Below are 23141 nucleotides of genomic sequence, written 5' to 3'. Positions count from 1 at the left end.
CGCAGCGCGGTTCGCCCGACGCATGCGTCACGCGGTCGCAGATACGACATGAACGGCCCTCACGCACTTTCCTAAATAAAATTTAGCCAGCCAAACTTTGGCTAAAGAATGTTCCGGTTTCCCGTCATCCCTTCGACAATGCGCGCCTTTCGTGACCCGTCGGTGCCGCTTGCGCACCGGCCGTCGCAGCATCGAAGAAGGAGCCCGACATGACCGACCACACCGCAGCCCCGCCACCACCACCCGCGTCGCCGCCACGCCGCCGCCGCGTGTGGCGCACGCTCGCGGGCGCGCTGCTCGGCCTGACGGTCGCCTGCGCGGGCATCGGCGCATGGACGATCCAGCGCATCTGGACGCAGTTGCCGTCCGTCGAGCACCTCGCTGTCTATCGTCCCGCGCTGCCGTTGCGGATCTTCTCGCGCGACGGCGATCTGCTGGCCGAATACGGCGTCGAGCGACGCGAGTTCGTGCCGCTCGAACGCATCCCGCCGCTGATGCGGCAGGCGCTGCTCGCGGCCGAGGACGCGAAGTTCTACCAGCACGGCGCGGTCGATTTCGGCGGCCTCGCGCGCGCGACGTTCGCGAACGTCGTGACGGGGCAGCCGGGGCAGGGCGGCAGCACGATCACGATGCAGGTCGCGCGCAACTTCTACCTGACGCGCGACAAGGTGCTGAGCCGCAAGCTCGCCGAGATCCTGATGGCCGCCAAGCTCGAACGCGAATACAGCAAGGACAAGCTGCTCGAGCTGTACATGAACGAGATCTATCTGGGCGAGCGCACGTACGGTTTCGCGGCGGCCGCGAACGTCTATTTCGGCAAGCCGCTCGACGCGCTGAGCGCGGGCGAGGCCGCCGTGCTCGCGGGGCTGCCGAAGGCGCCGTCCGCGTTCAACCCGGTCGTCAATCCGGCACGCGCGACCGCGCGGCGCAACTACGTGCTCGGCCGGATGCACGCGCTCGGCCAGCTCGACGACGCGACGTATCACGCGGCCGTCGACGCACCCATCGCGCTGGCCACCACGCCGCCGCCGGGGATCATCGCGGCGCCGTACGTCGCCGAGCGCGCGCGCCGGATGATGGTCGAGCGTTTTCATGACGATGCCTATACGCTCGGCCTCGACGTGACGACGACGATCTCGATGCGCGACCAGCGCGCGGCCGAATCGTCGCTCGCACGTACGCTGAGCCGCCAGACGCGCGCGAAGCGCGATGCGCGCAACGGGCTCGAAGGCGCACTGGTGTCGCTCGACGCGGCAACCGGCGACATGCTCGCGCTCGTCGGCGGCGCGGATTTCAACCGCAACGTGTTCGACCATGCGCTGCAGGCGTATCGCCAGCCGGGCTCGAGCTTCAAGCCGTTCGTCTATTCGGCTGCGCTGGAAAAGGGCTACTTCCCGGGCGTGCTCGTCGACGACACGCAGCGCACGCTCACGCATGAGGAAACCGGCGCACGGCCGTGGCGCCCGCGCAATTTCGCCAACAACTACGAGGGCTTCATCCCGGTGCGGCGCGGGCTGATGCGCTCGAAGAACCTGGTGGCGGTCAGCCTGATGCAGGCCACCGACGCGCGCTACGTGCAGCAGCATGCGGTGCACTTCGGCTTCGACGCGCAGCGCAATCCGGCGTCGCTGCCGCTCGCGCTCGGCGCAGGCGCCGTGACGCCGCTCGAACTGGCGAGCGCGTATAGCGTGTTCGCGAACGGGGGCACGCGGATGGAGCCGCGCCTGATCCTGTCGGTGAAACAGCGTCATGGCGGCGCGATGTACGAGGCGACGGCGCCGGCGGGCGAGCGCGTCGTGTCGGCGCGCAACGCGTTCGTGATGGACAGCATGCTGCGCGACGTCGTGAAGTCCGGCACCGCGCGCGGCGCGCTCGCGCTGCGCCGCGACGACGCGGCCGGCAAGACGGGCACGTCGAACGGGTCGAAGGATGTCTGGTTCGCCGGCTACTCGTCGGGCATCGTCGCGGTCGCGTGGCTCGGCTACGACACGCCGCGCCCGATGGGGCGTGCGACCGGCGCGACGCTTGCGCTGCCGGTCTGGCTCGACTACATGAAGACGGCCGTCGACGGGCGTACACCGGTCGAGGCGACGCCGCCGCAGGACGTCGCGCTCGTCGACGGCGACTTCGTCTACGCCGAATACACGCGCGGCACGTGCACGGCCGACGTGCCGTCATACATCCGCAGCCGCTTCGCGTGCGGCGGGGCGGCGGCGGCCGGTGCGTCCGACGCGCCGGGCAACGACGGCAAGCCTGCCGAATCGACGCCTGCCGCGGTTGATGCGGCCGAGCGCGAACGCGTGCTCGACCTGTTCCGGACGGATGACTGACGTTCGCCATGCATACGCTTTATCTGATTGCAATCGTCGCGGAAGCGATGTCGGGGGCGCTGATGGGCATGCGCCGCGGGATGGACCGTTTCGGGCTCGCGCTCGTCGGCGCGGTGACGGCGCTCGGCGGCGGCACCGTGCGCGACGTGCTGCTTGGCCACTATCCGCTCGGCTGGATCGCGCATCCCGAGTATCTGGTGATCACGCTCGTCGCGGCGACCGTCGCGTCGTGGGTCGCACGGCATGTCGCGCGGATGAAGACGCTGTTCGTGACCGTCGATGCGATCGGCCTCGCGGCGTTCACGATCATCGGGTGCGACATTGGCGCATCGACGGGCAGCGCGCCGATCATCGTCGTGCTGGCCGGCGCGATCACGGGTGTCTGCGGCGGGATGCTGCGCGATCTGCTGTGCAACGAGATGCCGCTGATCCTGCGCGAGGAACTGTATGCGTGCGTCGCGTTCGTCACGGGCGGGCTCTATGTCGGGATGCAGCATCTGGGTGTCGATGCGGGCATCGCGACGGTGGCCGCGCTGGCGGCCGGATTCTCGATGCGGATGCTCGCCGTGCGGCTCGGGTGGAAGATGCGGACGTTCGGTGCGGCGGATCTCGAGCATTGAGCCTGGAGGCGCACCGTCCGCGCAGTGCAGGACGAGGGTGGCGCCGGCCTGGGCGTGACAGTCGTAGCTATCGATCAACCAGGGCATCGCGCGATGCAAAGCTCATGCGACATGTGGCATACGCCTGCGCTACGCAGGCACCATCACCGGCGGCGCGCCGTCGCCGGTTTCCACCATCTTCACCGCGAATCCGTAGCACTGCGCGATATGGGACGGCGTCATCACGTCGCGCGGCGTGCCGTGCGCGACGATCGTGCCGTCGGCGAGCAGCGCGATCGTATCCGCATGCCGTGCGGCGAGGTTCGGATCGTGCACGATCGCGAGCACGCCGAGCTGCCATTCGCGTGCAACGGCGCGTACGGTTTCGAGCAGGCGGTGCTGATGCGACAGATCGAGCGCGGCGGTCGGCTCGTCGAGCAGCAGGTAGCGCGGGCCGCTTTCCGTCGCTTCGTCATCGGGCCACAGCTGCGCGAGCACGCGGGCGAACTGCACGCGCGCGAGTTCGCCGCCCGACAGCGTCGTCACGTCACGGCCGACGAGCCCATCCGCGCCCGCGCGTTCGAGCGCGCACCACGCGATGTCGCGATCGCGATGCGACGTCGCGCCGCTGCGCCGCGCATGCGGATAGCGGCCGAGCAGCACGATTTCGTCGACGCTGAACGGGAACGCCGGCTGCGCGGCCTGCGGCAGCACCGCGCGCAGGCACGCGAGCCGCGGCGCGTCGATGCGTGCGAGCGGCTCGCCGTTCAGCGTGATGTCGCCGGTCACGCGCACGCCGTTCGGCGCGACGTTGCCGGTCAGCTCGCCGGCGAAAGTCTTCAGCAGCGTGCTCTTGCCCGCGCCGTTGCGGCCGAGCAGCGCGGTCACGCGGCCGGGTACGATCGACAGCGACAGGTCGCGCAGGATCGCGTGGTGTCGACGGGCGACGTCGAGGTGATGGGCGGTCAGCATGGTCGTCGTGAGGGAAGGGTTAGCCGCCGAGCGCGCCGCGGCTCTTCCACAGCAGCGCGAGAAAGAACGGTGCGCCGAGCAGCGCGGTCAGCACGCCGAGCGGAACTTCCGCGGGTGCGGCAACGGTACGTGCGGCGAGATCGGCGGCTAGTGTCAGCAGCGCGCCGAACAGCGCGGCGCCGGGCAGCACGACGCGTTGATCGGGGCCGCACACGAGACGCACGCAATGCGGCGCGACGAGCCCGATGAAGCCGATGATGCCCGAGCACGACACCAGCGCGCCGACCGCGAGTGCGACCGCGACGAGCACGCGCCGCTTCAATCGCTGCACGGGCACGCCGAGATGCAGCGCCTCGGTTTCGCCGAGCTGCAATGCATTCAGCGCGTCGCGTTCGCGCGCGAGCAGCGCACCGCCGATCGCGACGCACGGCGCGACGGCCGCCAGCGCGGACCATTGCGCGCCGCCGAGGCTGCCGAGGCTCCAGAAGGTCAGCGAGCGCAATTGCGCGTCGTCGGCGATGAACGTGAGGAGCCCGATCGCCGCGCCGACCAGCGCGTTGATCGCGATGCCGGCGAGCAGCAGCAGCGGCAGTGCGAGCCGGCCGCGCGACGCGGCGAGCCGGTAGACGAGGGCCGCGACCGCGAGCGCGCCCGCGAACGCGGCGGCAGGCAACGCGGCCGCGCTCACCTGTGCGGCAAAGAGTGCGGGGCCGAGCACGATCATCGTCGTCGCGCCGAGCGCAGCGCCGCTCGACACGCCGACGAGCCCCGGATCGGCGAGCGGATTGCGGAACAGCGCCTGCATCGCGGCACCGGTCGCGCCGAAGCCGCCGCCGACCAGCAGCGCGAGCGCGACGCGCGGCGCGCGGATGTCGAACAGCACCGCGCGCGCCTGCTGTGCGGCCGCGTCGCCGGTCAGCGCGGCCCAGGCTTCCGCGAGCGGAATGCGATAGGCGCCGACGCACAGCGCGACGACGGACATCGCGCACACGAGGCAGGCGAGCGCGGCCAGCGCGAACGGCGCAAAGCGACGCGACGTGCCGATGCGTGCGGCGCCGGAGCGCGATGCGGACGACGAGGCGGGGAAAGGCGAAGCGTGAGCGGGCATCGGGGCAATCCGGAATCAGGCGAGCGCATCCGACAGGCGTCGGTGCAGGGTCGTGACAGCGAGCGGCAGGCGCGGGCCGAAGCCGAGCAGGAACAGCGCGTCGAGTGAGACCACGCGCTGCGCGCGGCCGGCCGGCGTCGCGCCGAAGCCGGGCGTCGCGAGCAGCGCGGCGCGGCCGCCGACGGCCGCGAGCCCTTCGTCGGAGATCAGCACGACGTCGGGCGCGGCGGCTGCCAGCGCCTCGGTGGTCAGCGGCTTGTAGTGATCGAAGCCCTGCATCGCGTTGCGCGCGCCCGCGTAGCGGATCATCGCGTCGGCGGCCGTGCGCTGGCCGGCGACGAGCGCCCGGTTGCCGGTATGGTTCAGCACGAACAGCACGCGCGGCGGCGCATCGCCGCGCGCACGGGCAGCGACCGCGTCGCGCGCGGCCTGCCAGTCGCGGTCGAAACGTTGCAGCAGCGCGGCGCCCGCATCGCGCACGTCGAGCGCCTGCGCGACGCCCGTGATCTTCGCGCGCACCGATTCGACGTCGTGGCGTTCATCGAACGTCGTTACTGCGACGCCGGCGTTCTTGACTTGCGCGATCGCGGTGGGCGGGCCGGCTTCCGCCGATGCGAGCACGAGATCGGGCCGCAGCGACAGCAGCCCCTCGGCCGACAGCGCGCGCTGGTAGCCGACCTTGGGCAGACGCTTCGCGGCGTCGGGGTACGTGCAGGTGGTGTCGGCGCCGACGAGCCGGTAGCGCGGCGTTTCCGCGCCGCCGAGCGCGAACGCGGTTTCCGCGAGCGCGCCGCCGATCACGACCACGCGTTTCGGCGTGGCCTGCGCACCCTGGGCGAGCACGCTGCCGGGCAGCGCGCCCGCGAGCGCGCCGGCCGCCGCGCTCGCCAGCAGCGCGCGGCGGCGCGGATCGAACGGCCGCGCGCTCACCGCGCGCCCCCGCGCGCCGCGGCAGGCAGCGTCGCGACGAGCGCGCGCCAGTCGTCACGTTCGACCTGGCCGGGCTTGCGTTCGCCGAACAGCAGTGCGACGTGGTCGCCTTGCCGATCGAACAGCTCGAGCGACGTGACGATGCCGTCGCTCGTCGGCTTCTTCACGACCCACGCGGCGGCGATCAGGTCCTCGCGCACATGCAGGTTGAAGCCCGGGTCGAGCACGTTGATCCACGCACCGACCTCGCGCACGTTCGCGACGGGGCCCGTATGAATCTGGATCATCCCGGCGTTGCCGACGAACACCATGATCGGCTGGCCGCTTTCCGCCGCGTGCTGAAGCACGTGACGCAGCGCATGCGCGGTTTCGACCGGATACGCGTATTGCGGATCGGCGAGCCGCAGCGCCTGCATGCGGCTCACGCCGAAGCGTTGCGTGATGCCGAAGAACTGATGCGTGTCGGTCATCGCGTCCCAAGCGGCACGGAAGCCCGCGACGTCGATCTCGGTATCGGCGCGCTCGGGCGTTTTCGGCGCGGCGGGCGCGACCTCGAGGCCCGGCTCCTGCGACGGCGCACGCCAGCGCTCGACGAATGCGTCGTACGCGGCATGGTCGCTGTGCGCGCGCAGGTAGACCTTGTGGATCGCATGGCCCTGTGCGTCGAAGAACTGCAGGCTCTTCAGCGGACCGTGTGCGGTCTCGTCGCGCACCGCGAACGCCGACACCCAGTGACGATAGAAGATGCGCAGGTCGATATCGCCGAGCGCGAGGCCGACAGGGCCGTCGTGGCTCATCTGCGCGTACTCGCCGTCCTTCTCGTGGACGGCCGTGTCGTTGCGCGTGAGCGCCATCACGCGGCCGAGGCGCGGCATTTCCTCGAACATCGCCGGAAAGCGCGCGTCGAGCCGCACGACGTGCTCGCCGACGAACGCGGCGAGCGCCTCGCCTTCGCTGACGCCGAGCGCCTGCGCGACGTCACGGTTGCGCAGCTGACGCTCGGTCTTGAGCTTGATGAACGCGTCGCGCAGCGCGGCAGCGGCGCGGGCCGGCGTGGCCGGTTGACCGGGAAGGGCGGATTGCATCATGTCGGACTCCTTCAAGTAACGGTTGGTGTGGCAGCGCGGGCGGCGCGCATCAGAAATCCACTTTCATGCTGACGGCGACCGTGCGTCCGGACGACGTATACGCATCGAGCACCTGCGAATCGGCTGCGATGCCGCGCACGTCCGACCAGTTCCAGTACTTGCGGTCGAACAGGTTGCGGATGCCGATCGTCGCGCTCACGTGCTTGTTGAAGCGGTAGCCGCCGCGCAGGTCGACGACGAACGACGACGGCGGCGCGAAGCACGCCTTGTTCGAGCAGTCGGACTTGTCGATGTCCTTGTCGCGTTTCGCGGCCTGGAACAGCAGGTCGGTCTGCACGTACCAGCGTTCGGTCGGTTCGTAGCGCACGCCGAACACGGCCGAGAACGGGTTGACGGTGTTCAGCGGCTGGCTGTCCGCGCCGTCGTTCTGTGTCGAGCCTTTCGTGAACGCCATTGCCGTCTTCAGCGTGATGCCGTTCGGCATCACCCATTCCGCGCGGCCTTCGAGGCCGTGAATGCGCGCGTCGGCGAAGTTCACGTACTGGAACACGAACGGGTCGGTTGGCCGGCCGCTGCCGGCGATCGTCGTGCGCGAGATGAAGTTGCGGTAGCGGCCCGTGAACGCGGCGGCGCTGTAGCGTACGACGCCGTAACCGGTGCCGGCCTTGCCGCGCAAGCCGGCTTCGAACGTATCGCTCGTCTCGGGCTTCAGGTTCGGATTGCCGATCGACGTGTAGCCGTACACCGGGTTCGAAAAGCTGCTGTTCACCTGGTCGGGCGTCGGCGCGCGGAAGCCGTGCGCATACTGCACGTACGGGATGACCGCGGGCGTGATCTCGTAGAGCACGGCGACGCGTGGCGACAGTTCGTTCGCGCTCGTCGACACGGCCTTGCCGGTGAACAGCGGATCGTTCGCGGTCGGGCTCAGCCGGTACGTGTCGAAGCGCAGGCCCGGCGTGACGAGCAGGCGGCCGTAGCCGATCTGGTCCTGCACGAACGCGCCGAACAGCGTGTAGTCGGTGTCGGGGAACGCCTTGTTCGGGAACGCCTCGCCGACGCCCGGCACCGTGCCGTCGCGTATGTTCGTCACGCGCGACACGCTGCCGTCGATGCCATACAGCAGCTTGTGCGCGAACGGGCCGGTCGCGAAGCCGCTTTCGGCGAACGCGGCGCCGCCGAACGTGCGCTCCTTGTACTGGTTGTCGCGCGAACGTGAAGCCGCCCGGCCGCGCGTCTCGAACGCGTACTGGTCCTGCTTCGCGTCCTGGTAGTAGAACTGCACGTGCGCGGTCTGGAACCAGCGGAACGCGTCGTCGTGGAAGTCGTAGTCGACGCTGAAGCGGTTGCGCTCGAGCCGGTCGTAGGTCGTGAGGCCGAGCGTGGTCGGCGGGCTGATCGCCGACAGCACGTCGGTGCTCACGCGGCGCTGCACCGTTTCGGCGGTGAACTTGATCGTGTCGCGCGCGGTGGGCGTCAGCACGAGCTTGCCGAGCAGCGATTCCGAATAGACGTCCTGCGGGTTCGACGTGGTGCGCAGCGTGCTCGCCGAGTTGTTGCTGCCGCGCGTGTCGACCTCGTGGCCGCGCCGGCCGTCGGCGATGATCATCCCCTGCACGCGATCGTTGCCGCCCGCGGCCGACACGGTCGCGCCGATACTGCGGTCGGCCGAGTCGTAGCTCGGCCGGAACGAGAAGTAATAGGGCTTGTTGTAGATCGACAGCAGGTCGCGCGGATCCTTCGTGATGAAGTTCACCGCGCCGGTCAGGCCGTCGCTGCCGTACAGCGCCGAGGCCGGCCCGCGCAGGATCTCGATGCGCTTGAGCGTGTCGAGATCGGCGTAGTCGCCGCGCCCCGCTTCGAGCGGGCCGAACGAAAACGCATTCGGCAGGCGGATGCCGTCTTCCATCAGCAGCACGCGATTGCCTTCGAGGCCGCGGATGTTGATGCTCGAATCGCCGTCGCGGCCGCCGCCGAGCGCGGCACTGCCGGGCCGGTACGCGGTGCGGCGCACGGTGACGCCCGGCTCGTAGCGCAGCGCGTCCTTGATGTTGGTGGCCTGCTGTTCTTCCAGATCTTCGTCGGTGATTACCGACACGGACGCCGCCGTGCGGCTCGCGGCCGTGGCGGTGCGGTTGGCCGTGACGGTGACGGGATCGAGCAGCGCCGCGCCGCCGCGCGCTGACGCGGCGACGAGGAGGGTGGAAGGCGGGGTGGCGCCTTGCGGCGTCGAATCGGCGTGAGCCGTGGCGGCGGACAGGCCGAACGCGCCGAACAGCGCGGCACAGATCGGCCGCCGCGCCAGCGTATAGCAATGCACAGGTGGTCTCCCATTGATGATGACAAGCCCGAAGGCTGGCTGGGTGACGCGTTCACCTGGCTGGCCCGCCCGCGCACGGAAGGCAGCGAGCGGCGAATTGAAAGGCAACTGATAACTTTACCAGTGTAAATGAGAATTATTATCAATACAAGAACGGAAAGCGGCTCGCGTGGGTGAGCGCTTACCTGCGCGGCTCGCGCGAGCCACGGCGGGAAATTCGGGAAAAATGCGGGCTTAGGGCCTGTTCACGCTAATAACGGGCTTGCGAACGCGCCTTGCCGGTCGTAGTGCAAGGAGTGAGGAGCGCCGTTTGGCCGAGCCAAACAAGCGACGATCGACGCCGCAATACGGCCGGCAAGGCGCGTTCCCCTGTTCGGGAAAATTCATTCGTGGGGCTGGCCACCAGAAGGGCCGATCGCCGCGTCATGCTCCTCGCGAATACATCGAGTATTCGCTTCGTCGCAATCCTTGCACTCGGCCCTTCTGGTGGCCAGCGCAAGCCCGTTATTAGCGTGAACAGGCCCTAGGCCAGCGCTTCGATGCGGATCAGCAGGTTGCGCGCATGCGTGATGAACGCGTCGTGCGTCGCGCGATCGCCGTGGCCTTCGAGGCCGGCCTGCTCGGCGAACGCGATCTGTTCGGTGTAGAGGTCGACGAGCGCACGGCGCGTGTCAGGGGGAAGCGCGCGGATCATCGACACGATCAGCAGTTCCTGCGCGCGAAGCGTGCCGGACAGCGTCTGGACGTTCATGCTGGCCTCCATCGGACGATGCGGCGGCGAGCCGCTCTTTCCATACTAGGCGCTCGGCGGACGCAGCGCAGGCGCGGTGTGGGCGACGGGGAGGCGGAATGCGGTTCGACGGCGCAATCGACGTTGCCGTTGCGCGGCGCGAAACGCGCCACGCGTGCCTGGCGCACCGCGAATCGAAGCGTGCAGGGAGGCGAACGGAATCAGCCGGCCGCTTTCGCAGCTTGCGCATCGCGCACGACTTGCGCGACGCGTTCGACGAACTCGACGTCGACGCTCGACAGCGCTTCGCGCTTGCCGTCGGGCATCTCGACCATCAGGCGATACGTGACGTCCTGGGTGGCCCATGAGAGATAGCCGACGACGCCGAGCATCACGCCGACGACGAGCGCGGCGCTCGATCCCGCGATGCCGCCTGCGACGGCGGTGGCCGCGCCGATCAGCGAGATCAGCGACGGCACGAGGCGGTTCTTCGGAATCTTGACGACGTCGACCTGGCGGATGTCACGGAGTGCGAATACCTGCCCGGCGGCCGACAGCCCGTTGCGCGTGATCATCACGCCACGTTCGTTGAATGCGTTTTCCATCGTGTGTTGCGTGGACGAAAACGCGCAGCGTAGCAGGTTTCGTTGCGGCATCAAACGAGACCGACTGCCGCACGATGCGTGCGGCGCGGGTGAAACCAGGGAAGCGGATGGAGCGGGAAGGCGTTCAGAACTGCAGGCGGCCGTCGCCGTAAAGCCGGCCCGGCACGTGCGAGGCGACCACTTCGGCGATCTCTTCGTCAGTCGATTCGGCCGGCACGATCTGGCGCCGCGCGGGCGCGTCGAGATGCATCGTCCATTCGACGAGGCGATACGGCCGTCCCCACGGACGCTGCATTTCGACCGATACGCGGCAGCTCTGTACCGGCATCGAGTGTTGGCACGTCAGAATCGCGTGCAGATGGCTGAAAACGGTATCTTCGATCATCATGGCCTCCGATCCTGTCTCGTCTTGTGGGCAATCGATGGCGGCGCCGTCGGCGGTTCAAAAAAAAAGCCGCCGATGTTCAGGCGGCCAACAGGGGGGGTGAGAGCATCCTCTCAGCCCAGAATTAAGCGAAACTTAAAAGCACATAAAAAAGCGCCCCGCGTGGAGCGGGGCGCTTCTTGCCGTCGTGATCCGCGAGTTAAGCGGATGCTTTAGAACTTGTGACGGATGCCGATACGTGCGGCGATCTGGTTCTTCGAACCGGTGCCCGACGTGTTGAAGTAGCTCGTGCTCGAGCCGATCTGCGCTTGCACGCCCTTGCCCGACGCTTGCTGGTACACGACCAGGCCGTACACGTCCGTACGCTTGCTGAGTGCGTAGTCGGCGATACCGTTGACCTGGTTCCAGTGCCACGAGTTGCCGCTTTGCGTCGCGTTCGTGTACGTGTAGCCGAGGCCACCCGACAGAGCCGGCGTGAATGCGTACTTCGCGCCTGCTTCATACGCGTTGTAGAACGTGCCGCCCGCGCCCGACACGGTCGAGAACTGCGTACGCGTCCACAGCAGCCATGCCGTTGCCGGGCCCCAGACGTAGCGGCCACCGACGCCGTACGTGCGCAGGTCGCGGACGTTGCCCGTTGCGATGTTCGCGATCGTCGTCGAGAAGGCCGGCGTCGACTGGCTCGGGAAGCGGATGTCCGTGTACGCGGCGCCCAGCGAGAACGGGCCGTTCGCGTAGTTCAGGCCGAAGCTGTATGCGCGCGACGAGCCTGCCGTCGTCGTCGTGCCCGTCGTCGTTGCCGGTGCGCCGGCGAAGTCCGTCGAGTTCGAGAAGCCGTACAACGCGCCGAACGTGAAGCCCGAGTAGTTCGCGCTCTGGAACTTCACCGAGTTGTTGATGCGGCTCGACGTGAGCTGGTCGATGTCGTTCACGTGGTAAGCGTAGTTACCGCCGACCGTGTTGCCGCCCGTCGAGTAGTTCGAGCCGAGGATGTCGGTCGAGAACGAGTACTGGCGGCCGAACGTGACCGTGCCGTATTGCGACTGGCTCAGGCCGACGTAAGCCTGGCGGCCGAAGATCGCGCCACCCTGGCCGAGCGTGCCGTTACCGCTGTTGAAGCCGTTTTCGAGCACGAAGATCGCCTTCAGGCCGCCACCGAGGTCTTCGGTGCCGCGCAGGCCCCAACGGCTGCCCTGGGCAACGCCGTCGTCGTACTTGAACAGCTTGCCCGTACCGCCGTTGGCGGTCTTGCTGTGGTTCACGTAGCTGATACCGGCATCGATGACGCCGTACAGGGTCACGCTGCTTTGTGCGTGCGCCGTGCCGGCCGTTGCTGCCAGGACGGCGATGGTCAACAGTTTCTTGTTCAAAGGATTCTCCGAGCGAATAAATGGCGTGTCCAGTTGCGGTTCCGGCGCTCTCTATGGGCGCTTTCACGGACCGGCGGCAACTTTATCGAGGGGCCACGTAATGAATATGACAGCGACTGTCATATGAAGAATGTGTGGCGTCGATGCGACACCGAATTCTGCCCGCTTGTATAGCCGATGGTTATACCGATTCAGACTGAGATTCGATCGGAAGCAGGAATATGCACATGAAATAAGCTTGGTTGGTGGCGTTCGGGCCCCATGCCACGATCCGTGTTCCAACAAACGACACGGGACAAGAGGTCACCATGCGACGTTCATTCCTGACCGGCCTCGGCGCACTCGCTGCCGCGCTGGCATTCGCGGCGCCCTGCGCGCACGCCGACTCGCAAACGCTCAAGATCGGTACGATGAGCGGCCCCGACGCGCAGATCTGGACCGAGGTGACGAAGGTCGCCGCGCGCGAAGGCCTCGCGATCAAGGTCATCGAATTCAACGACTACGTGCAGCCGAACGCGGCGCTCGATGCCGGCGATCTCGACGCGAACGGCTTCCAGCACCAGCCGTTCCTCGACAGCCAGATCAAGCAGCGCGGCTACAAGATCGTCAACGTCGGGCTCACGTACACGGCGCCGATGGGTTTCTATTCGAAAAAGCTCAAGTCGCTCAAGGACTTGCCGGTGGGGGCGAAGGTCGGGATCCAGAACGATCCGTCGAACGGCAACCGCGCGCTGTTGCTGCTGCAGAAGTACGGGGTGATCAAGCTGAAGCCGGGCGTCGGCGCGAACGGCGTGAACGCGACGCCGCTCGACATCGCCGAGAACCCGAAGAAGATCAAGATCGTCGAGCTTGATTCCGCGCAGCTGCCGCGCGCGCTGCCCGACGTCGATGCCGCGTCGATCAACACCGACTACGCGGTGAAGGCCGGGCTCACGCCGGTGAAGGATGCGATCGCGATCGAGGATCTGCGCGGGCCGTACGCGAACCTGATCGCGGTGCGCGCGCAGGACAAGGACAAGCCGTGGGTGAAGAAGCTCGTCGCGGCCTATGAATCGGACGACGTGCGCAAGTTCATCGACCAGAAGTTCGGCGGCGCGATCGTACCGGCGTTCTGAACGTTTTCACGTACCGGATGGCCGGATCTCGACGATCCGGAAAGCAAATCGCCCGCGCAAGCGGGCGATTTCGTTGGTGCGGGCGGGTGAACGCGATGCGCGCCGTGCTCCGGCACGCGGGCCGGTCGCTCAGGCCGACAGCAGCGAACCGGTGCGGATCGCGGTCGCGCCGGCAATGCGCGCGACCTCCATGCCGGCCGTCGCGAAGCGCACGATCTGGCGCGCGTACAGCACGCCCGACACGCTGCTCTTCAGCGTGACAACGCGATCGGTCAGCGGATCGACGATGTCGGCCACGGCCTGGCCGGCCTCGATCATCACGCCGACCGGCGTGCGGAACACGATCACGCCCGACACCGGCGCGACGAGCGGATCGGTGCCCGCGAGCGGCGTGGCCGGATGGGCAAGCGGCGGCAGCGGCGCCGGCGTGCCGTCGACGACACCGCGCTCGGTCAGGTATTCGACGATCGCCTGTGCGTCCTTTTCGGCGAACTCGTACGACACGTCGCGCTCGCTGCGCAGTTCGATCGTGACGGAAATCGCGCCGTTCGGGATCGGGAAGCGGTCGCCGAAGCGGTTGCGCAGGTCCGACCAGCAGAAGCTGTGGATTTCGTCGAACGGGTTGCCGACCGAATTCAGCGCGAGCAGCGACGCCTGTGCGTCGAGGTAGCGCGACAGCGGCTCGACGTCCGGCCACAGATCGGGATTCGTGTAGAGGTGCATCACCGCATCGCTGTCGCAGTGCAGGTCGAGCACGATGTCGGCGTCGAACGACAGCTTCTGCAGTGCGAGGCGCTGCGAGTCGAGCTCGGTGCGCGGCTTCTGCTCGTCGAGCGCTTCGCGCATCGCGGCGCGCACGGCGACGAGGTTGTGCTGCGCGTCGTTCGTCAGGCGGTGTTCGACACGCGGCAGCACGAGCGCCGCGAGATCGTAGAAATTGCGGTTGAAGTTCTGCATCGAGCCGAGCTCGAAGCGGCCGAGGTGATCGCCGAACACGTGTTGCGACAGGCCGATCGGGTTCGGCACGGGCACGATGACGACTTCGCCGCGCAGCTTGCCGGCCGTCTCGAGCGCGGCGATCTTGCGGCGCAGCAGCGTGGCGACCAGCATGCCGGGCAGTTCGTCCGCGTGCAGCGACGACTGGATATAGACCTTCTTGCCGCCGCGCGGGCCGTAGTGAAAGCTCGTGATCTGGCGTTCGGTACCGACGGCGGGGGAAATCAGCGGATGGGTCTGCGTTTGCATGATGGGGGAGTGCGGCGCAGCCGCGAATGATCCGGTGTGCGTGGAAGATCGATTGTACGTTGCCTTCCTCGCCGCCATCAAACCGGCGCCAGAGCGCGCCGATTCTCGTTGAGAATCATCAGGTTGGGGCGGAAAAAATAACGCTGCCGGCGCCGCCGGCGAAAAAAAACGGGCTCCTTGCGGAGCCCGTTCGTGCCGAAGCGAAGCGTGCGCTTGGCTGGCGGTTTACTTGCCGTAGACGTCGAAATCGAAGTACTTCTTCGCGATCTTGTCGTACGTGCCGTCCTTGCGCATGCCGGCGATCGCGCCGTCGATCTTCGCCTTCAGGTCGGTGTCTTCCTTGCGCAGGCCGATGCCGGCGCCGTTGCCGAGCGTCTTCGGATCGTCGATGTCCTTGCCGGCGAAATCGAAGTTCGCGCCGCGCGGGGTCTTCAGGAAGCCGATCTCAGCCTGCACCGCGTCCTGCAGCGCACCGTCCAGACGGCCCGAGATCAGGTCGGCGTAGACCTGGTCCTGGTTCTGGTAAGGCACGACGTTCACGCCCTTCGACGCCCAGTACGTCTTCGCATAGGTCTCCTGGATCGTGCCCTGCTCGACGCCGACCGACTTGCCCTTCAGCGATTCGGCCGTCGGCTGCAGGCCGGTGCCCTTCTTCGTGACGAGGCGCGTCGGCGTGTTGAACAGCTTCGCCGAGAAGGCGATCTGTTCCTCGCGCGCCGGCGTCATCGACATCGACGACAGCACGCCGTCGAACTTGCGGGCCTTCAGTGCCGGAATCATCCCGTCGAAGTCGTTTTCGATCCACACGCACTTCGCGTTCATGCGGCGGCAGATTTCGTTGCCGAGGTCGACGTCGAACCCGACCACCTTGCCGTCAGCGCCTTTCGATTCGAAAGGCGGGTAGCTTGCGTCGACGCCGAACCGCACGGTCGTCCAGTCCTTCGCATACGCGGTGCCTGCCGATACGGCCAGCAGGGCTACGGTCACAGCCGCAAGAATCTTTTTCACTCGGTGACTCCTCGTTTTGTTCGATGGGTGCGCGGTTGTGCCGCGCCGTAAGCCTTCGGCCCGGCGCGGCTTCGCGACAGGCTGTCCGTTTCGCCCACCCGATGCGGGCGCGCGACGTGCGGAAGATTATCAAGACAAAATACCGGCAGGGCGCCTAGGACAAGCCCCGATACCGGGCCCGGCGGCGGCGCGTGACGGGCGTCGCCGTTTCAGACACAGGAACGATTCAGCCGAGCGTTTCGTTGACCGCGCGCTGCAGGCACGTGACGAATCGCGTGACGGCGGGCGTGGGCAGCAGGTCGCGCCGCGCGATGATCGACAGGTCGAAGCGCGGCATGCTTTCGTCGAGTTCGGCCGTGCGGATGCCCAGCGGCGCGACCATCTCGGCGAGCGGCCGCGTGAAGCAGCCGATCACGTCCGAGCGCGCGACGAGCCCGAGCGTCACCGCGAACGACATCGGCGAGCGCAGCAGGCGCTTCGGCAGCGGCAGCCCGTGCGCCTCGAACATCCCGATCATCACACTGTGCGGAAACTGCTCGGCGCCCACGGTGACGATCCACTCGGCATCGAGCAATTCCTCTAACCGGCGCGCATGCGCAAGCGGGTGGCCGTCGCGCATCACGACGGTGAATTCGGTCGACAGCAGCGGCAATTGCGTGAAATCGCGGTCGAGCGCCGGCACGTGGTGCATCGCAGCGATGTCGAGCGTGCCGTTGCGCAACTGCGCGAGCGCGTCGGGCACAGTCATTTCCTCGAGATGCAGGCTCACGTTCGGCATCGACTGGCGGAACGCCGTCACCGCGCGCGGCAGCGCGGTCAGCGCGATCGACGGCATCGTGCCGACCGCCACGCGCCCCGACATCTCGCCTTTCACCTGCTCGACGGCCTCGACCGTGCGGCGGATATCGCCGAGCAGTTGCTCGGCGCGCGGCAGCAGCGCATGGCCGCACACGGTCAGCTCGACGCCGCGCACGCTGCGCGCGAGCAGCTCCGCGTTGAGCGCGGTTTCGAGCTCGCGGATCGTATGCGTGATCGCGGGCTGCGTGACGCCGAGTTCGCGCGCGGCGGCGCGCAGGCTCTTGTGATGCGCGGCGGAGACGAACGCCTGGAGCTGCGCGAGGTTCAGGGGGTTGCGGATGCGGGTCATCGATCGGGTCCGGTTGGCGCGATGCTGGGGCGGGCGATGGGGGGTGGCGGCATTCGGTAGCGATCCTGACGGTTGCGTGCGCAGGGTTATGTGCCGACAGGGCGAGGTATGGCGAGCCGTGACTGCGATCGTCGTCGGGCTCGTCGTGATCAAGCCGTTTTGACGCGGGTAGCCCGCGCGTGCCGCAATGGCAGGTGCGGCGAGGCCCTACGCCAGCGCCATTTCGACAGCCGTCAGCGTGCGGCGCCGAATCCAGCCGCTCGCCATCCGGATCGCGAGCCAGTACGGCATGAACAGCAGCCGCGTGCGAGCGGTCGGGCAATGCACGAAGGTTTCGGTGCGCAGCAGGTGCGCACCCGACGCGAGCCCGACGACTTCGAAGCGGAGCACGAGCTTCGCATCGCGCGGGTCGTCGTGCTGCACGAATGCGGCTGTGTCGGCGATCTTCAGCACGCCGAGGTCGGGGCGCCAGAAGCGGCCGATCAGGCCGAGCGACACTGATGTTTCGTCGCGACGCAGCGGCGTGAACGCGTGGAGGCCGAAGCGTTCGCGTTCGCCGCGCGGGGTGCCGTGGCGCAGCGACGCGGCAACGGCCGTCGGGAATTCGCGGACGTTGAGCAGGGCGTCGACGATCGGATCCGTGCGCATGTCGAGCGTGGTGACCGTGTCGATGATGCGCGCCGGCGCGGCCTCGATCGGCTTCGATTCGTGCACTTCGTGGAAGCCGAACGACGGGATGAACGGCGGCTTGTGCGCCGACGTCCGGGTGCTCGATTCGGAGACGATGCCGAGCGCGTTCATGGGGGCTCCTGAAGGCAAAGCCCGATCGTAGCACCGGGGGCGGATTCGCGCCGCGCCGTTTCCGTGATACGCAGTCGCACTGCGCCGCATCGACAAAAAAAGCCTGGAAACTCGCGTTCCCAGGCCTGGAGACCATCGACGATGATGGTGGAGGAGACGATGTCGTCCCGATGCGCGCCGTCCTTCTGCCGGCGACGTCGCGCACGATTCGCGGTCAGATCGCCCAGCCGCCGAGATAGAACGTGACGAGCACGGCTGCGATGAGCACGGTGCCGACGTTGAGCTTGCGGAATTCGCCGCTGGCGATGCGGCCGATCACGAGCGTCGAGAAGCCGAGCATGATGCCCGTCACGATGTTCGCGGTCAGCACGATGAACACCGCGCACACGAGGCCCGACATCGCGTCGACCATGTCGTCCATGTGCAGCTTGCTCACGCTGCCGAGCATCAGCAGGCCGACGTACATCAGCGCCGGTGCGGTGGCGTACGACGGCACGAGGCCCGCGAGCGGCGAGAAGAACATCACGACGAGGAACAGCAGGCCGACCACGGCAGCCGCGAGGCCCGTCTTCGCGCCGGCGGCCACGCCGACGCTCGACTCGATGTAGGCCGCCGCCGGTGCACCGCCAAGGAAGCCGGAGAAGATCGAGCTGAGCGAATCCGCGGTCAGCGCACGGCCGCCGTTGATGATGCGGCCGTTCTCGTCGAGCTGGCCGGCCTGGCCCGCCACTGCGCGGATCGTGCCGGTCGCGTCGAACACCGCGGTCATCACCAGCGCCAGCACGCTCGGCAGCACGGCCATCGACAGCGCGCCCTTGATGTCCATCGCACCGATCAGCGACGCATGGCCCGGTGCGCTCAGCGACGGCAGCGCGAAGATGCCGTGGTACTTCACGCCCGGATCGAAGATCAGGCCGAAGATCGAGATCGCGATCACGACGAGCAGGATGCCGCCGGGCACGCGACGCTTTTCGAGGCCGAAGATCGCGGCGAGGCCGATGACCGACATGATGACCGGGAACGCGGTGATCTGACCGAGCGAGACCGGCAGGCCGGCGCCCGGGTTCTTGATCACGAGGCCGACGTCGTTCGATGCGATCAGCAGCAGAAACAGGCCGATGCCGATGCCGGTGCCGTGCGCGACACCCGCGGGCAGGTTGCGCAGGATCCACGAACGCACGCCGGTGACGGAAATGCCGGTGAACACGAGGCCCATCAGGAACACGGCGCCGAGCGCGACCGTCGGCGACAGCCCCTTGCCGAGCACGAGACCGAACGCGGTGAACGCGGTCAGCGAGATCGCGCAGCCGATCGCGATCGGCAGCTTCGCCCACAGGCCCATCAGCAGCGAACCGAACGCGGTCGTGAGGCAGACCGCGACGAACACGGCGCTCGTGTCGAAGCCGGCCTTGCCGAACATGCCGGGCACGACGAACACGGAATAGACCATCGCGAGGAAGGTCGTGACGCCGGCAATGATCTCGCGGCGCTGCGTGCTGCCGCGCGACGAAATGCCGAAGTACCGGTCGATGACTCCCTTGGTGCCAAAGTCAGTTTCTTCCGCGCCGACGCCGACCGTCGGCTGCACCGGGGTATCACTCATGAGCTTGCTCCTTTATCAGCATGCTGAAACGGCCCGTAGCGAACCGTCGTCAGGGTGTCTCGTATCTAGTTGGGATTGTCGGCAACGTCGTGGGGACGAATGACGCGTGATCCGTGTCGTTACGTGCGAATCGAAACGATCGCGAGGGTGTCGCGTCGTGCGACGCGTTGTGGTGTCGACCCCGTCACGTGTGCTTTGCCGTAGCGAAGGTTAGGCGAACGGCCCATCACGTCCCATTGGGGGAAGAGCATGCAGCGCATGTCTCAGCGCTTATATCGGCGTGCAACGGGGCTTCGTCGTGTCGACACGCGTGTATACGCCTAGTTCGAATCCGTTAAGGCGATTATTTGAATGCGGAGTCGACGGGCAGGGGGAAGCGGGAGATGCATCGAAAATTACAAGTGTCTTTCATGATGGCCGGCCAGGCCGGTGGAAACAGGGGCCGGTGGCGGGGGGCGCCGTCGCGCGCAACCTGCATTCGGACGATGGCGCGATCGCGCAGGGGCGGTTTTCGTCGTCGCCCCGGCCTCAATTGTGCGCGAGACGGTCGAGATAGGCGCGGAACATGTCGGCCATCGCGTTCGAATACGCGTCGATTTCATCGGGCGAGCGCTCGCTTTCCGAGAACGCCTTGCCGGCCGCGGTGAGCGTGGTGGTGATCAGGTCGCATGCCAGTTCGCGCGTGGCGTCCGGTGCATCGGGCAGCGCCTCGCGCATGAACGCCTGAAAGATGCGGTTGCCGGCGGCCTTCGCTTCGTGTGCCTCGGGCGCGTTGCGATAGAGCGGCGCGGCGTCGTCGAGTGCGATGCGCATCCGCGCCTCGTCGCATTCCGAACGGATGAACGCGTGAACGGCCGTGCGCAGCCGCTCGGGCGGGGTCCGGTTCACGTCCTCCAGCATCCCGCGCAGCATCTCGGCCGTCTGCCGCCACTCGTCATGCTGCAGCCGGAACAGCACGGCCGCCTTGTTCGGGAAGTACTGGTACAGCGAGCCGACGCTCACGCCGGCGCGCTCGGCAACCCGCGCCATCGTGAAGCGCTGCGCGCCTTCGCTCGCCAAAACCTGAACAGCGGCCTGCAGGACGTCCTCGACGAGCTGGGTCGAGCGAGCCTGCTGAGGCTGTTTGCGCGTGGCAATCCGGGCGTTCGGGCGGTCGGTCATGAGCGGCTGGCCAATGCGAATAGTAAAACCTGAATAGTTCGTCATATTCTAGCCAGGTGCAACGACGCACTCAACCTGAACCCGGAGATTCGCATGACCACCCTGACGCTCGACCCGCTGGCCTCGCTGCTGGCACGCCTGTTCGACGAGGCCGACGCTTCGTCGCCCGCCACGAGCCCGGACTTCGCCAGCCTGTCGCGCGACGAGCAGGCGCGGCTGATGCGCAGCAAGACCGAATACGCCGATCTGTATGCGCGCCTGAAGGACTATCCGCTCGCCGTGTCGCGCGAGACGGGCACGCTGTTGTACATGCTCGCGCGCAGCGGCGGCGCGCGGTCGATCGTCGAATTCGGCACGTCGTTCGGCATTTCGACGCTGCACCTCGCGGCCGCGCTGCGCGACAACGGCGGCGGCCGGCTGGTCACGAGCGAATTCGAGCCGTCGAAGGTCGTGCGGGCGCGGGCGAACCTGGCAGCGGCCGGGCTGGCCGATCTCGTCGAGATCCGCGAGGGCGATGCGCTGCGCACGTTGGCCGCCGATCTGCCGGATTCGGTCGACCTGCTGCTGCTCGACGGCGCGAAGGCGCTGTATCCGGAGGTGCTTGCACGCGTCGAACACCGGTTGCGGCCCGGCGCGTTCGTCGTTGCAGACAATGCCGATTTCAACCGCGACTATCTCGCGTACGTGCGCGCGCCGGAGAACGGCTATCTGTCGGTGCCGTTCGGCGGCGATGTCGAGTTGTCGATGCGGATCGGCTGAGCTCTGCGGTACCTGATGACGGCACGCATCCGGCCGTCAAGGAGAGGACAACTGATCAATGCGATGCGGGCAGTGGACGAAGCCGCAGCGGCGCCCCGGTGGTTCGGGCGCCGTCGTGCGTCACTTCAGGAACACGTAGCGCGCGAAATACGGGAAGCGGCCGACCGCATGCTCGGTCGAGCACGCCGCATCCGGCGGCATGCCGCCCGCGGTATCGAGCCGCTGCACGAAGCGCACGCCGGCGAGCGTGCCGGCCGTGGCCTTCGCGTCCGTTGCGTCCGTTGCGGCCGGTGTCGCCGCGAGCAGGAGTTGCGGAATGCTGCCGGCGCGCGCGCTCGGCGCTTCCGCGAGTTTCTTGCCGGTAATGCGGCTGCCGTCGAGCGCTTCCCATGACGGCCCGGCACCGTGCCGAACGACGAGCGTGCCGCTCGCGTCGAACAGCATCGCCTCCGGATGCTGGAACACCCACGCGAGCTTGTGTCCGGCATCGTAGTCGCACGTGTAGACCTGTATGCCGGCCGCAGTCGTCGACAGCACGGGCGTGGCCGGCTGGGGCGGCGCGAGGCCGGCGGAGTCGTCGGCGCGGGCGGACGACGCGCAGAAGGCGAATGCGACGCAGGCCACGGCGGCCGGTAGCAGGGGGCGTTTCGGGAAGCGGCTTCGCATGGCGAGGCATCCTTTCGGGTGGGATGACGGGTATACGTCGACGAACCCGTAAACGCTAGACGCCAATTGCACCGGCTGCAATGCGCAAATGGCAATCGTGGCGATAGCCGTTGCATTTGCGCGAGGCACGGGCATGCGCGGCCGTTGGTTGACGCGGCCGCGCCTGCCCGATTCAACCTCGATCCGGGCCCACCGGCGTCGGTGCCAGCGCGGCAATCAGGCGTTCGGCCTTCAGCGTATCCCACAGTTCGGCAGGGATCGACGCCGCCGCGAGACGCAGGTTGTCGTCGATGCGATCGGGCCGGCTAGCGCCGGGGATCGCGGCCGCGACGGCCGGGTGCGCGAGCGAGAATTGCAGTGCCACCGCGCGGACATCGACGCCGAATCGTTCGCAGATCCGGCGGATGCGCGCGACGCGGTCGAGCATGGCCTGCGTGGCCGGCTGATACTCGTAGTGGGTGCCGCCCGCCAGCACGCCCGAGTTGTACGGGCCGCCGACGATGATCCCGAGCCCGCGCGCGGCGCTTTCCGGCATCAGCCGTTCGAGCGCGCCCGCATGGTCGAGCAGCGTATAGCGCCCGGCGAGCAGAAAGCCGTCGGGGTCCGCGCGTTCGAGCGCGAGTTCGCACGGCTCGACGCGGTTCACGCCGAGGCCCCAGCCCTGGATCACCTTCTCGTCGCGCAGCCGCGTGAGCGCCCTGGCCGCGCCCGACATCGCGATGTCGAACACGTCGTGCCATGCGTCGCCGTGAAAGTCGACGGCCGGGTCGTGAATCCACACGGTGTCGAGCCGGTCGGTGCGCAGCCGCTCGAGGCTCGCGTCGATCGAGCGAAGCGTGCCGTCCTCGGTGTAGTCGTAGACGATCCGGTTCGGCAGCCCGTGGCGAAACAGGCCGCCTTTCTCGCCGAGATCGCGTTGCGATGCGTCCTCGTGTTCGTCGAGGACGAGCCGGCCGACCTTGGTGCCGAGCGAATACGCGTCGCGCGGGCGCCCCGCGAGCGCTTCGCCGAGGCGCAGCTCGGCGAGGCCGGCGCCATACAGCGGCGCGGCGTCGAAGTAGCGGATACCGCTGTCCCACGCTGCGTCGACCGTGGCCAGCGCTTCTTCGTGCGGGATGTCCCGGTACATGTTGCCCAGCGGCGCGGTGCCGAAACCCAGGCGGGAAGGGAGCGAGATTCTCATGAGCAGTCCCGGGTATGCC

21 protein-coding genes are annotated in these 23141 nt (G+C 67.7%); 4 read left to right on the top strand and 17 right to left on the bottom strand.

Features of this window, described 5'->3' with window-relative positions:
* Window positions 1-209: 209 nt before the first annotated feature.
* Window positions 210-2330, top strand: coding sequence for a penicillin-binding protein 1A (locus LXE91_RS24315; protein WP_039349883.1), 2121 nt, complete (start codon window positions 210-212; stop codon window positions 2328-2330).
* A gap of 8 nt (window positions 2331-2338) precedes the next feature.
* On the top strand, window positions 2339-2950 hold the full coding sequence (locus LXE91_RS24310) for a trimeric intracellular cation channel family protein (RefSeq protein ID WP_039349886.1): 612 nt from the start codon (window positions 2339-2341) through the stop codon (window positions 2948-2950).
* 129 nt (window positions 2951-3079) lie between these two features.
* On the opposite strand, the gene LXE91_RS24305 is transcribed toward LXE91_RS24310, so the two are convergent.
* The 9 genes from LXE91_RS24305 to LXE91_RS24265 all read right to left on the bottom strand — a co-directional run bounded on the left by LXE91_RS24305 (window position 3080) and on the right by LXE91_RS24265 (window position 12434).
* Window positions 3080-3901 (bottom strand): heme ABC transporter ATP-binding protein, encoded by an 822-nt coding sequence (locus LXE91_RS24305; protein WP_039349889.1) that lies wholly within the window; start codon window positions 3899-3901, stop codon window positions 3080-3082.
* A gap of 19 nt (window positions 3902-3920) precedes the next feature.
* The gene (locus LXE91_RS24300; protein WP_039349892.1) at window positions 3921-5009 is read right to left on the bottom strand and encodes a FecCD family ABC transporter permease; all 1089 of its coding nucleotides are present in this window, start codon (window positions 5007-5009) and stop codon (window positions 3921-3923) included.
* A gap of 15 nt (window positions 5010-5024) precedes the next feature.
* Window positions 5025-5939: a heme/hemin ABC transporter substrate-binding protein gene (locus tag LXE91_RS24295; protein ID WP_278068170.1), complete on the bottom strand. Its 915-nt coding sequence runs from the start codon at window positions 5937-5939 to the stop codon at window positions 5025-5027.
* Window positions 5936-7027, bottom strand: a complete 1092-nt coding sequence (locus tag LXE91_RS24290; protein WP_039349897.1) for a hemin-degrading factor — start codon at window positions 7025-7027, stop codon at window positions 5936-5938. The genes LXE91_RS24295 and LXE91_RS24290 overlap by 4 nt, the downstream gene beginning before the upstream one ends.
* Window positions 7028-7076: 49 nt before the next feature.
* Window positions 7077-9344, bottom strand: coding sequence for a TonB-dependent hemoglobin/transferrin/lactoferrin family receptor (locus LXE91_RS24285; RefSeq protein ID WP_039349901.1), 2268 nt, complete (start codon window positions 9342-9344; stop codon window positions 7077-7079).
* Window positions 9345-9867: 523 nt separating this feature from the next.
* Window positions 9868-10095, bottom strand: coding sequence for a hypothetical protein (locus LXE91_RS24280; RefSeq protein WP_039350095.1), 228 nt, complete (start codon window positions 10093-10095; stop codon window positions 9868-9870).
* 200 nt (window positions 10096-10295) lie between these two features.
* On the bottom strand, window positions 10296-10679 hold the full coding sequence (locus LXE91_RS24275) for a DUF6232 family protein (RefSeq protein WP_039349906.1): 384 nt from the start codon (window positions 10677-10679) through the stop codon (window positions 10296-10298).
* Between the two features lie 124 nt (window positions 10680-10803).
* A complete protein-coding gene (locus tag LXE91_RS24270; protein ID WP_011353838.1) occupies window positions 10804-11064 on the bottom strand; it encodes a DUF2866 domain-containing protein in 261 nt (86 codons plus the stop codon).
* Window positions 11065-11276: 212 nt separating this feature from the next.
* Window positions 11277-12434 (bottom strand): porin, encoded by a 1158-nt coding sequence (locus tag LXE91_RS24265; RefSeq protein ID WP_039349909.1) that lies wholly within the window; start codon window positions 12432-12434, stop codon window positions 11277-11279.
* A 308-nt stretch (window positions 12435-12742) separates the two neighbouring features.
* On the opposite strand from LXE91_RS24265, the gene LXE91_RS24260 reads away from it, so the two are divergent.
* Window positions 12743-13549 carry a MetQ/NlpA family ABC transporter substrate-binding protein gene (locus tag LXE91_RS24260; RefSeq protein ID WP_039349913.1) on the top strand — a complete coding sequence of 269 codons (807 nt, stop codon included), beginning with the start codon at window positions 12743-12745 and terminating at the stop codon, window positions 13547-13549.
* 129 nt (window positions 13550-13678) lie between these two features.
* On the opposite strand, the gene LXE91_RS24255 is transcribed toward LXE91_RS24260, so the two are convergent.
* The 6 genes from LXE91_RS24255 to LXE91_RS24230 all read right to left on the bottom strand — a co-directional run bounded on the left by LXE91_RS24255 (window position 13679) and on the right by LXE91_RS24230 (window position 20514).
* Entirely contained in the window at window positions 13679-14794 is a 1116-nt protein-coding gene (locus LXE91_RS24255; RefSeq protein ID WP_039349914.1) for a succinylglutamate desuccinylase/aspartoacylase family protein, read from the bottom strand.
* A gap of 225 nt (window positions 14795-15019) precedes the next feature.
* A complete protein-coding gene (locus LXE91_RS24250; RefSeq protein WP_039349915.1) occupies window positions 15020-15802 on the bottom strand; it encodes an ABC transporter substrate-binding protein in 783 nt (260 codons plus the stop codon).
* A gap of 226 nt (window positions 15803-16028) precedes the next feature.
* Window positions 16029-16949 carry a LysR family transcriptional regulator gene (locus tag LXE91_RS24245; protein WP_039349916.1) on the bottom strand — a complete coding sequence of 307 codons (921 nt, stop codon included), beginning with the start codon at window positions 16947-16949 and terminating at the stop codon, window positions 16029-16031.
* Window positions 16950-17156: 207 nt separating this feature from the next.
* Window positions 17157-17750, bottom strand: coding sequence for a hypothetical protein (locus tag LXE91_RS24240; RefSeq protein ID WP_039349924.1), 594 nt, complete (start codon window positions 17748-17750; stop codon window positions 17157-17159).
* A gap of 214 nt (window positions 17751-17964) precedes the next feature.
* Complete coding sequence (locus LXE91_RS24235; RefSeq protein WP_039349927.1) at window positions 17965-19353, bottom strand: NCS2 family permease; 1389 nt, start codon at window positions 19351-19353, stop codon at window positions 17965-17967.
* A gap of 528 nt (window positions 19354-19881) precedes the next feature.
* Window positions 19882-20514 carry a TetR/AcrR family transcriptional regulator gene (locus LXE91_RS24230; protein WP_223274446.1) on the bottom strand — a complete coding sequence of 211 codons (633 nt, stop codon included), beginning with the start codon at window positions 20512-20514 and terminating at the stop codon, window positions 19882-19884.
* 93 nt (window positions 20515-20607) lie between these two features.
* On the opposite strand from LXE91_RS24230, the gene LXE91_RS24225 reads away from it, so the two are divergent.
* The gene (locus LXE91_RS24225; RefSeq protein ID WP_039349933.1) at window positions 20608-21273 is read left to right on the top strand and encodes an O-methyltransferase; all 666 of its coding nucleotides are present in this window, start codon (window positions 20608-20610) and stop codon (window positions 21271-21273) included.
* Window positions 21274-21393: 120 nt separating this feature from the next.
* Here LXE91_RS24225 and LXE91_RS24220 read toward each other — a convergent pair whose 3' ends face one another.
* Entirely contained in the window at window positions 21394-21939 is a 546-nt protein-coding gene (locus tag LXE91_RS24220) for a DUF3455 domain-containing protein (protein ID WP_039349936.1), read from the bottom strand.
* Between the two features lie 172 nt (window positions 21940-22111).
* On the bottom strand, window positions 22112-23122 hold the full coding sequence (locus LXE91_RS24215) for an aldo/keto reductase (RefSeq protein ID WP_039349939.1): 1011 nt from the start codon (window positions 23120-23122) through the stop codon (window positions 22112-22114).
* Between the last annotated feature and the right edge of the window lie 19 nt (window positions 23123-23141).

The organism is Burkholderia contaminans (assembly GCF_029633825.1).
Classification (GTDB): Bacteria; Pseudomonadota; Gammaproteobacteria; order Burkholderiales; family Burkholderiaceae; genus Burkholderia; species Burkholderia contaminans.
The sequence above is the reverse complement of the archived record's forward strand: the minus strand, read 5'-3'. Positions and strand labels throughout refer to the sequence as shown.

Coding starts and splice junctions, on each gene's coding strand:
- LXE91_RS24240 (WP_039349924.1), bottom strand. CDS start 17,750: ATGAACGCGCTCGGCATCGTCTCCGAATCGAGCACCCGGACGTCGGCG.
- LXE91_RS24290 (WP_039349897.1), bottom strand. CDS start 7,027: ATGATGCAATCCGCCCTTCCCGGTCAACCGGCCACGCCGGCCCGCGCC.
- LXE91_RS24235 (WP_039349927.1), bottom strand. CDS start 19,353: ATGAGTGATACCCCGGTGCAGCCGACGGTCGGCGTCGGCGCGGAAGAA.
- LXE91_RS24275 (WP_039349906.1), bottom strand. CDS start 10,679: ATGGAAAACGCATTCAACGAACGTGGCGTGATGATCACGCGCAACGGG.
- LXE91_RS24260 (WP_039349913.1), top strand. CDS start 12,743: ATGCGACGTTCATTCCTGACCGGCCTCGGCGCACTCGCTGCCGCGCTG.
- LXE91_RS24225 (WP_039349933.1), top strand. CDS start 20,608: ATGACCACCCTGACGCTCGACCCGCTGGCCTCGCTGCTGGCACGCCTG.
- LXE91_RS24255 (WP_039349914.1), bottom strand. CDS start 14,794: ATGCAAACGCAGACCCATCCGCTGATTTCCCCCGCCGTCGGTACCGAA.
- LXE91_RS24215 (WP_039349939.1), bottom strand. CDS start 23,122: ATGAGAATCTCGCTCCCTTCCCGCCTGGGTTTCGGCACCGCGCCGCTG.
- LXE91_RS24230 (WP_223274446.1), bottom strand. CDS start 20,514: ATGACCGACCGCCCGAACGCCCGGATTGCCACGCGCAAACAGCCTCAG.
- LXE91_RS24310 (WP_039349886.1), top strand. CDS start 2,339: ATGCATACGCTTTATCTGATTGCAATCGTCGCGGAAGCGATGTCGGGG.
- LXE91_RS24305 (WP_039349889.1), bottom strand. CDS start 3,901: ATGCTGACCGCCCATCACCTCGACGTCGCCCGTCGACACCACGCGATC.
- LXE91_RS24245 (WP_039349916.1), bottom strand. CDS start 16,949: ATGACCCGCATCCGCAACCCCCTGAACCTCGCGCAGCTCCAGGCGTTC.
- LXE91_RS24270 (WP_011353838.1), bottom strand. CDS start 11,064: ATGATCGAAGATACCGTTTTCAGCCATCTGCACGCGATTCTGACGTGC.
- LXE91_RS24315 (WP_039349883.1), top strand. CDS start 210: ATGACCGACCACACCGCAGCCCCGCCACCACCACCCGCGTCGCCGCCA.
- LXE91_RS24280 (WP_039350095.1), bottom strand. CDS start 10,095: ATGAACGTCCAGACGCTGTCCGGCACGCTTCGCGCGCAGGAACTGCTG.
- LXE91_RS24220 (WP_039349936.1), bottom strand. CDS start 21,939: ATGCGAAGCCGCTTCCCGAAACGCCCCCTGCTACCGGCCGCCGTGGCC.
- LXE91_RS24300 (WP_039349892.1), bottom strand. CDS start 5,009: ATGCCCGCTCACGCTTCGCCTTTCCCCGCCTCGTCGTCCGCATCGCGC.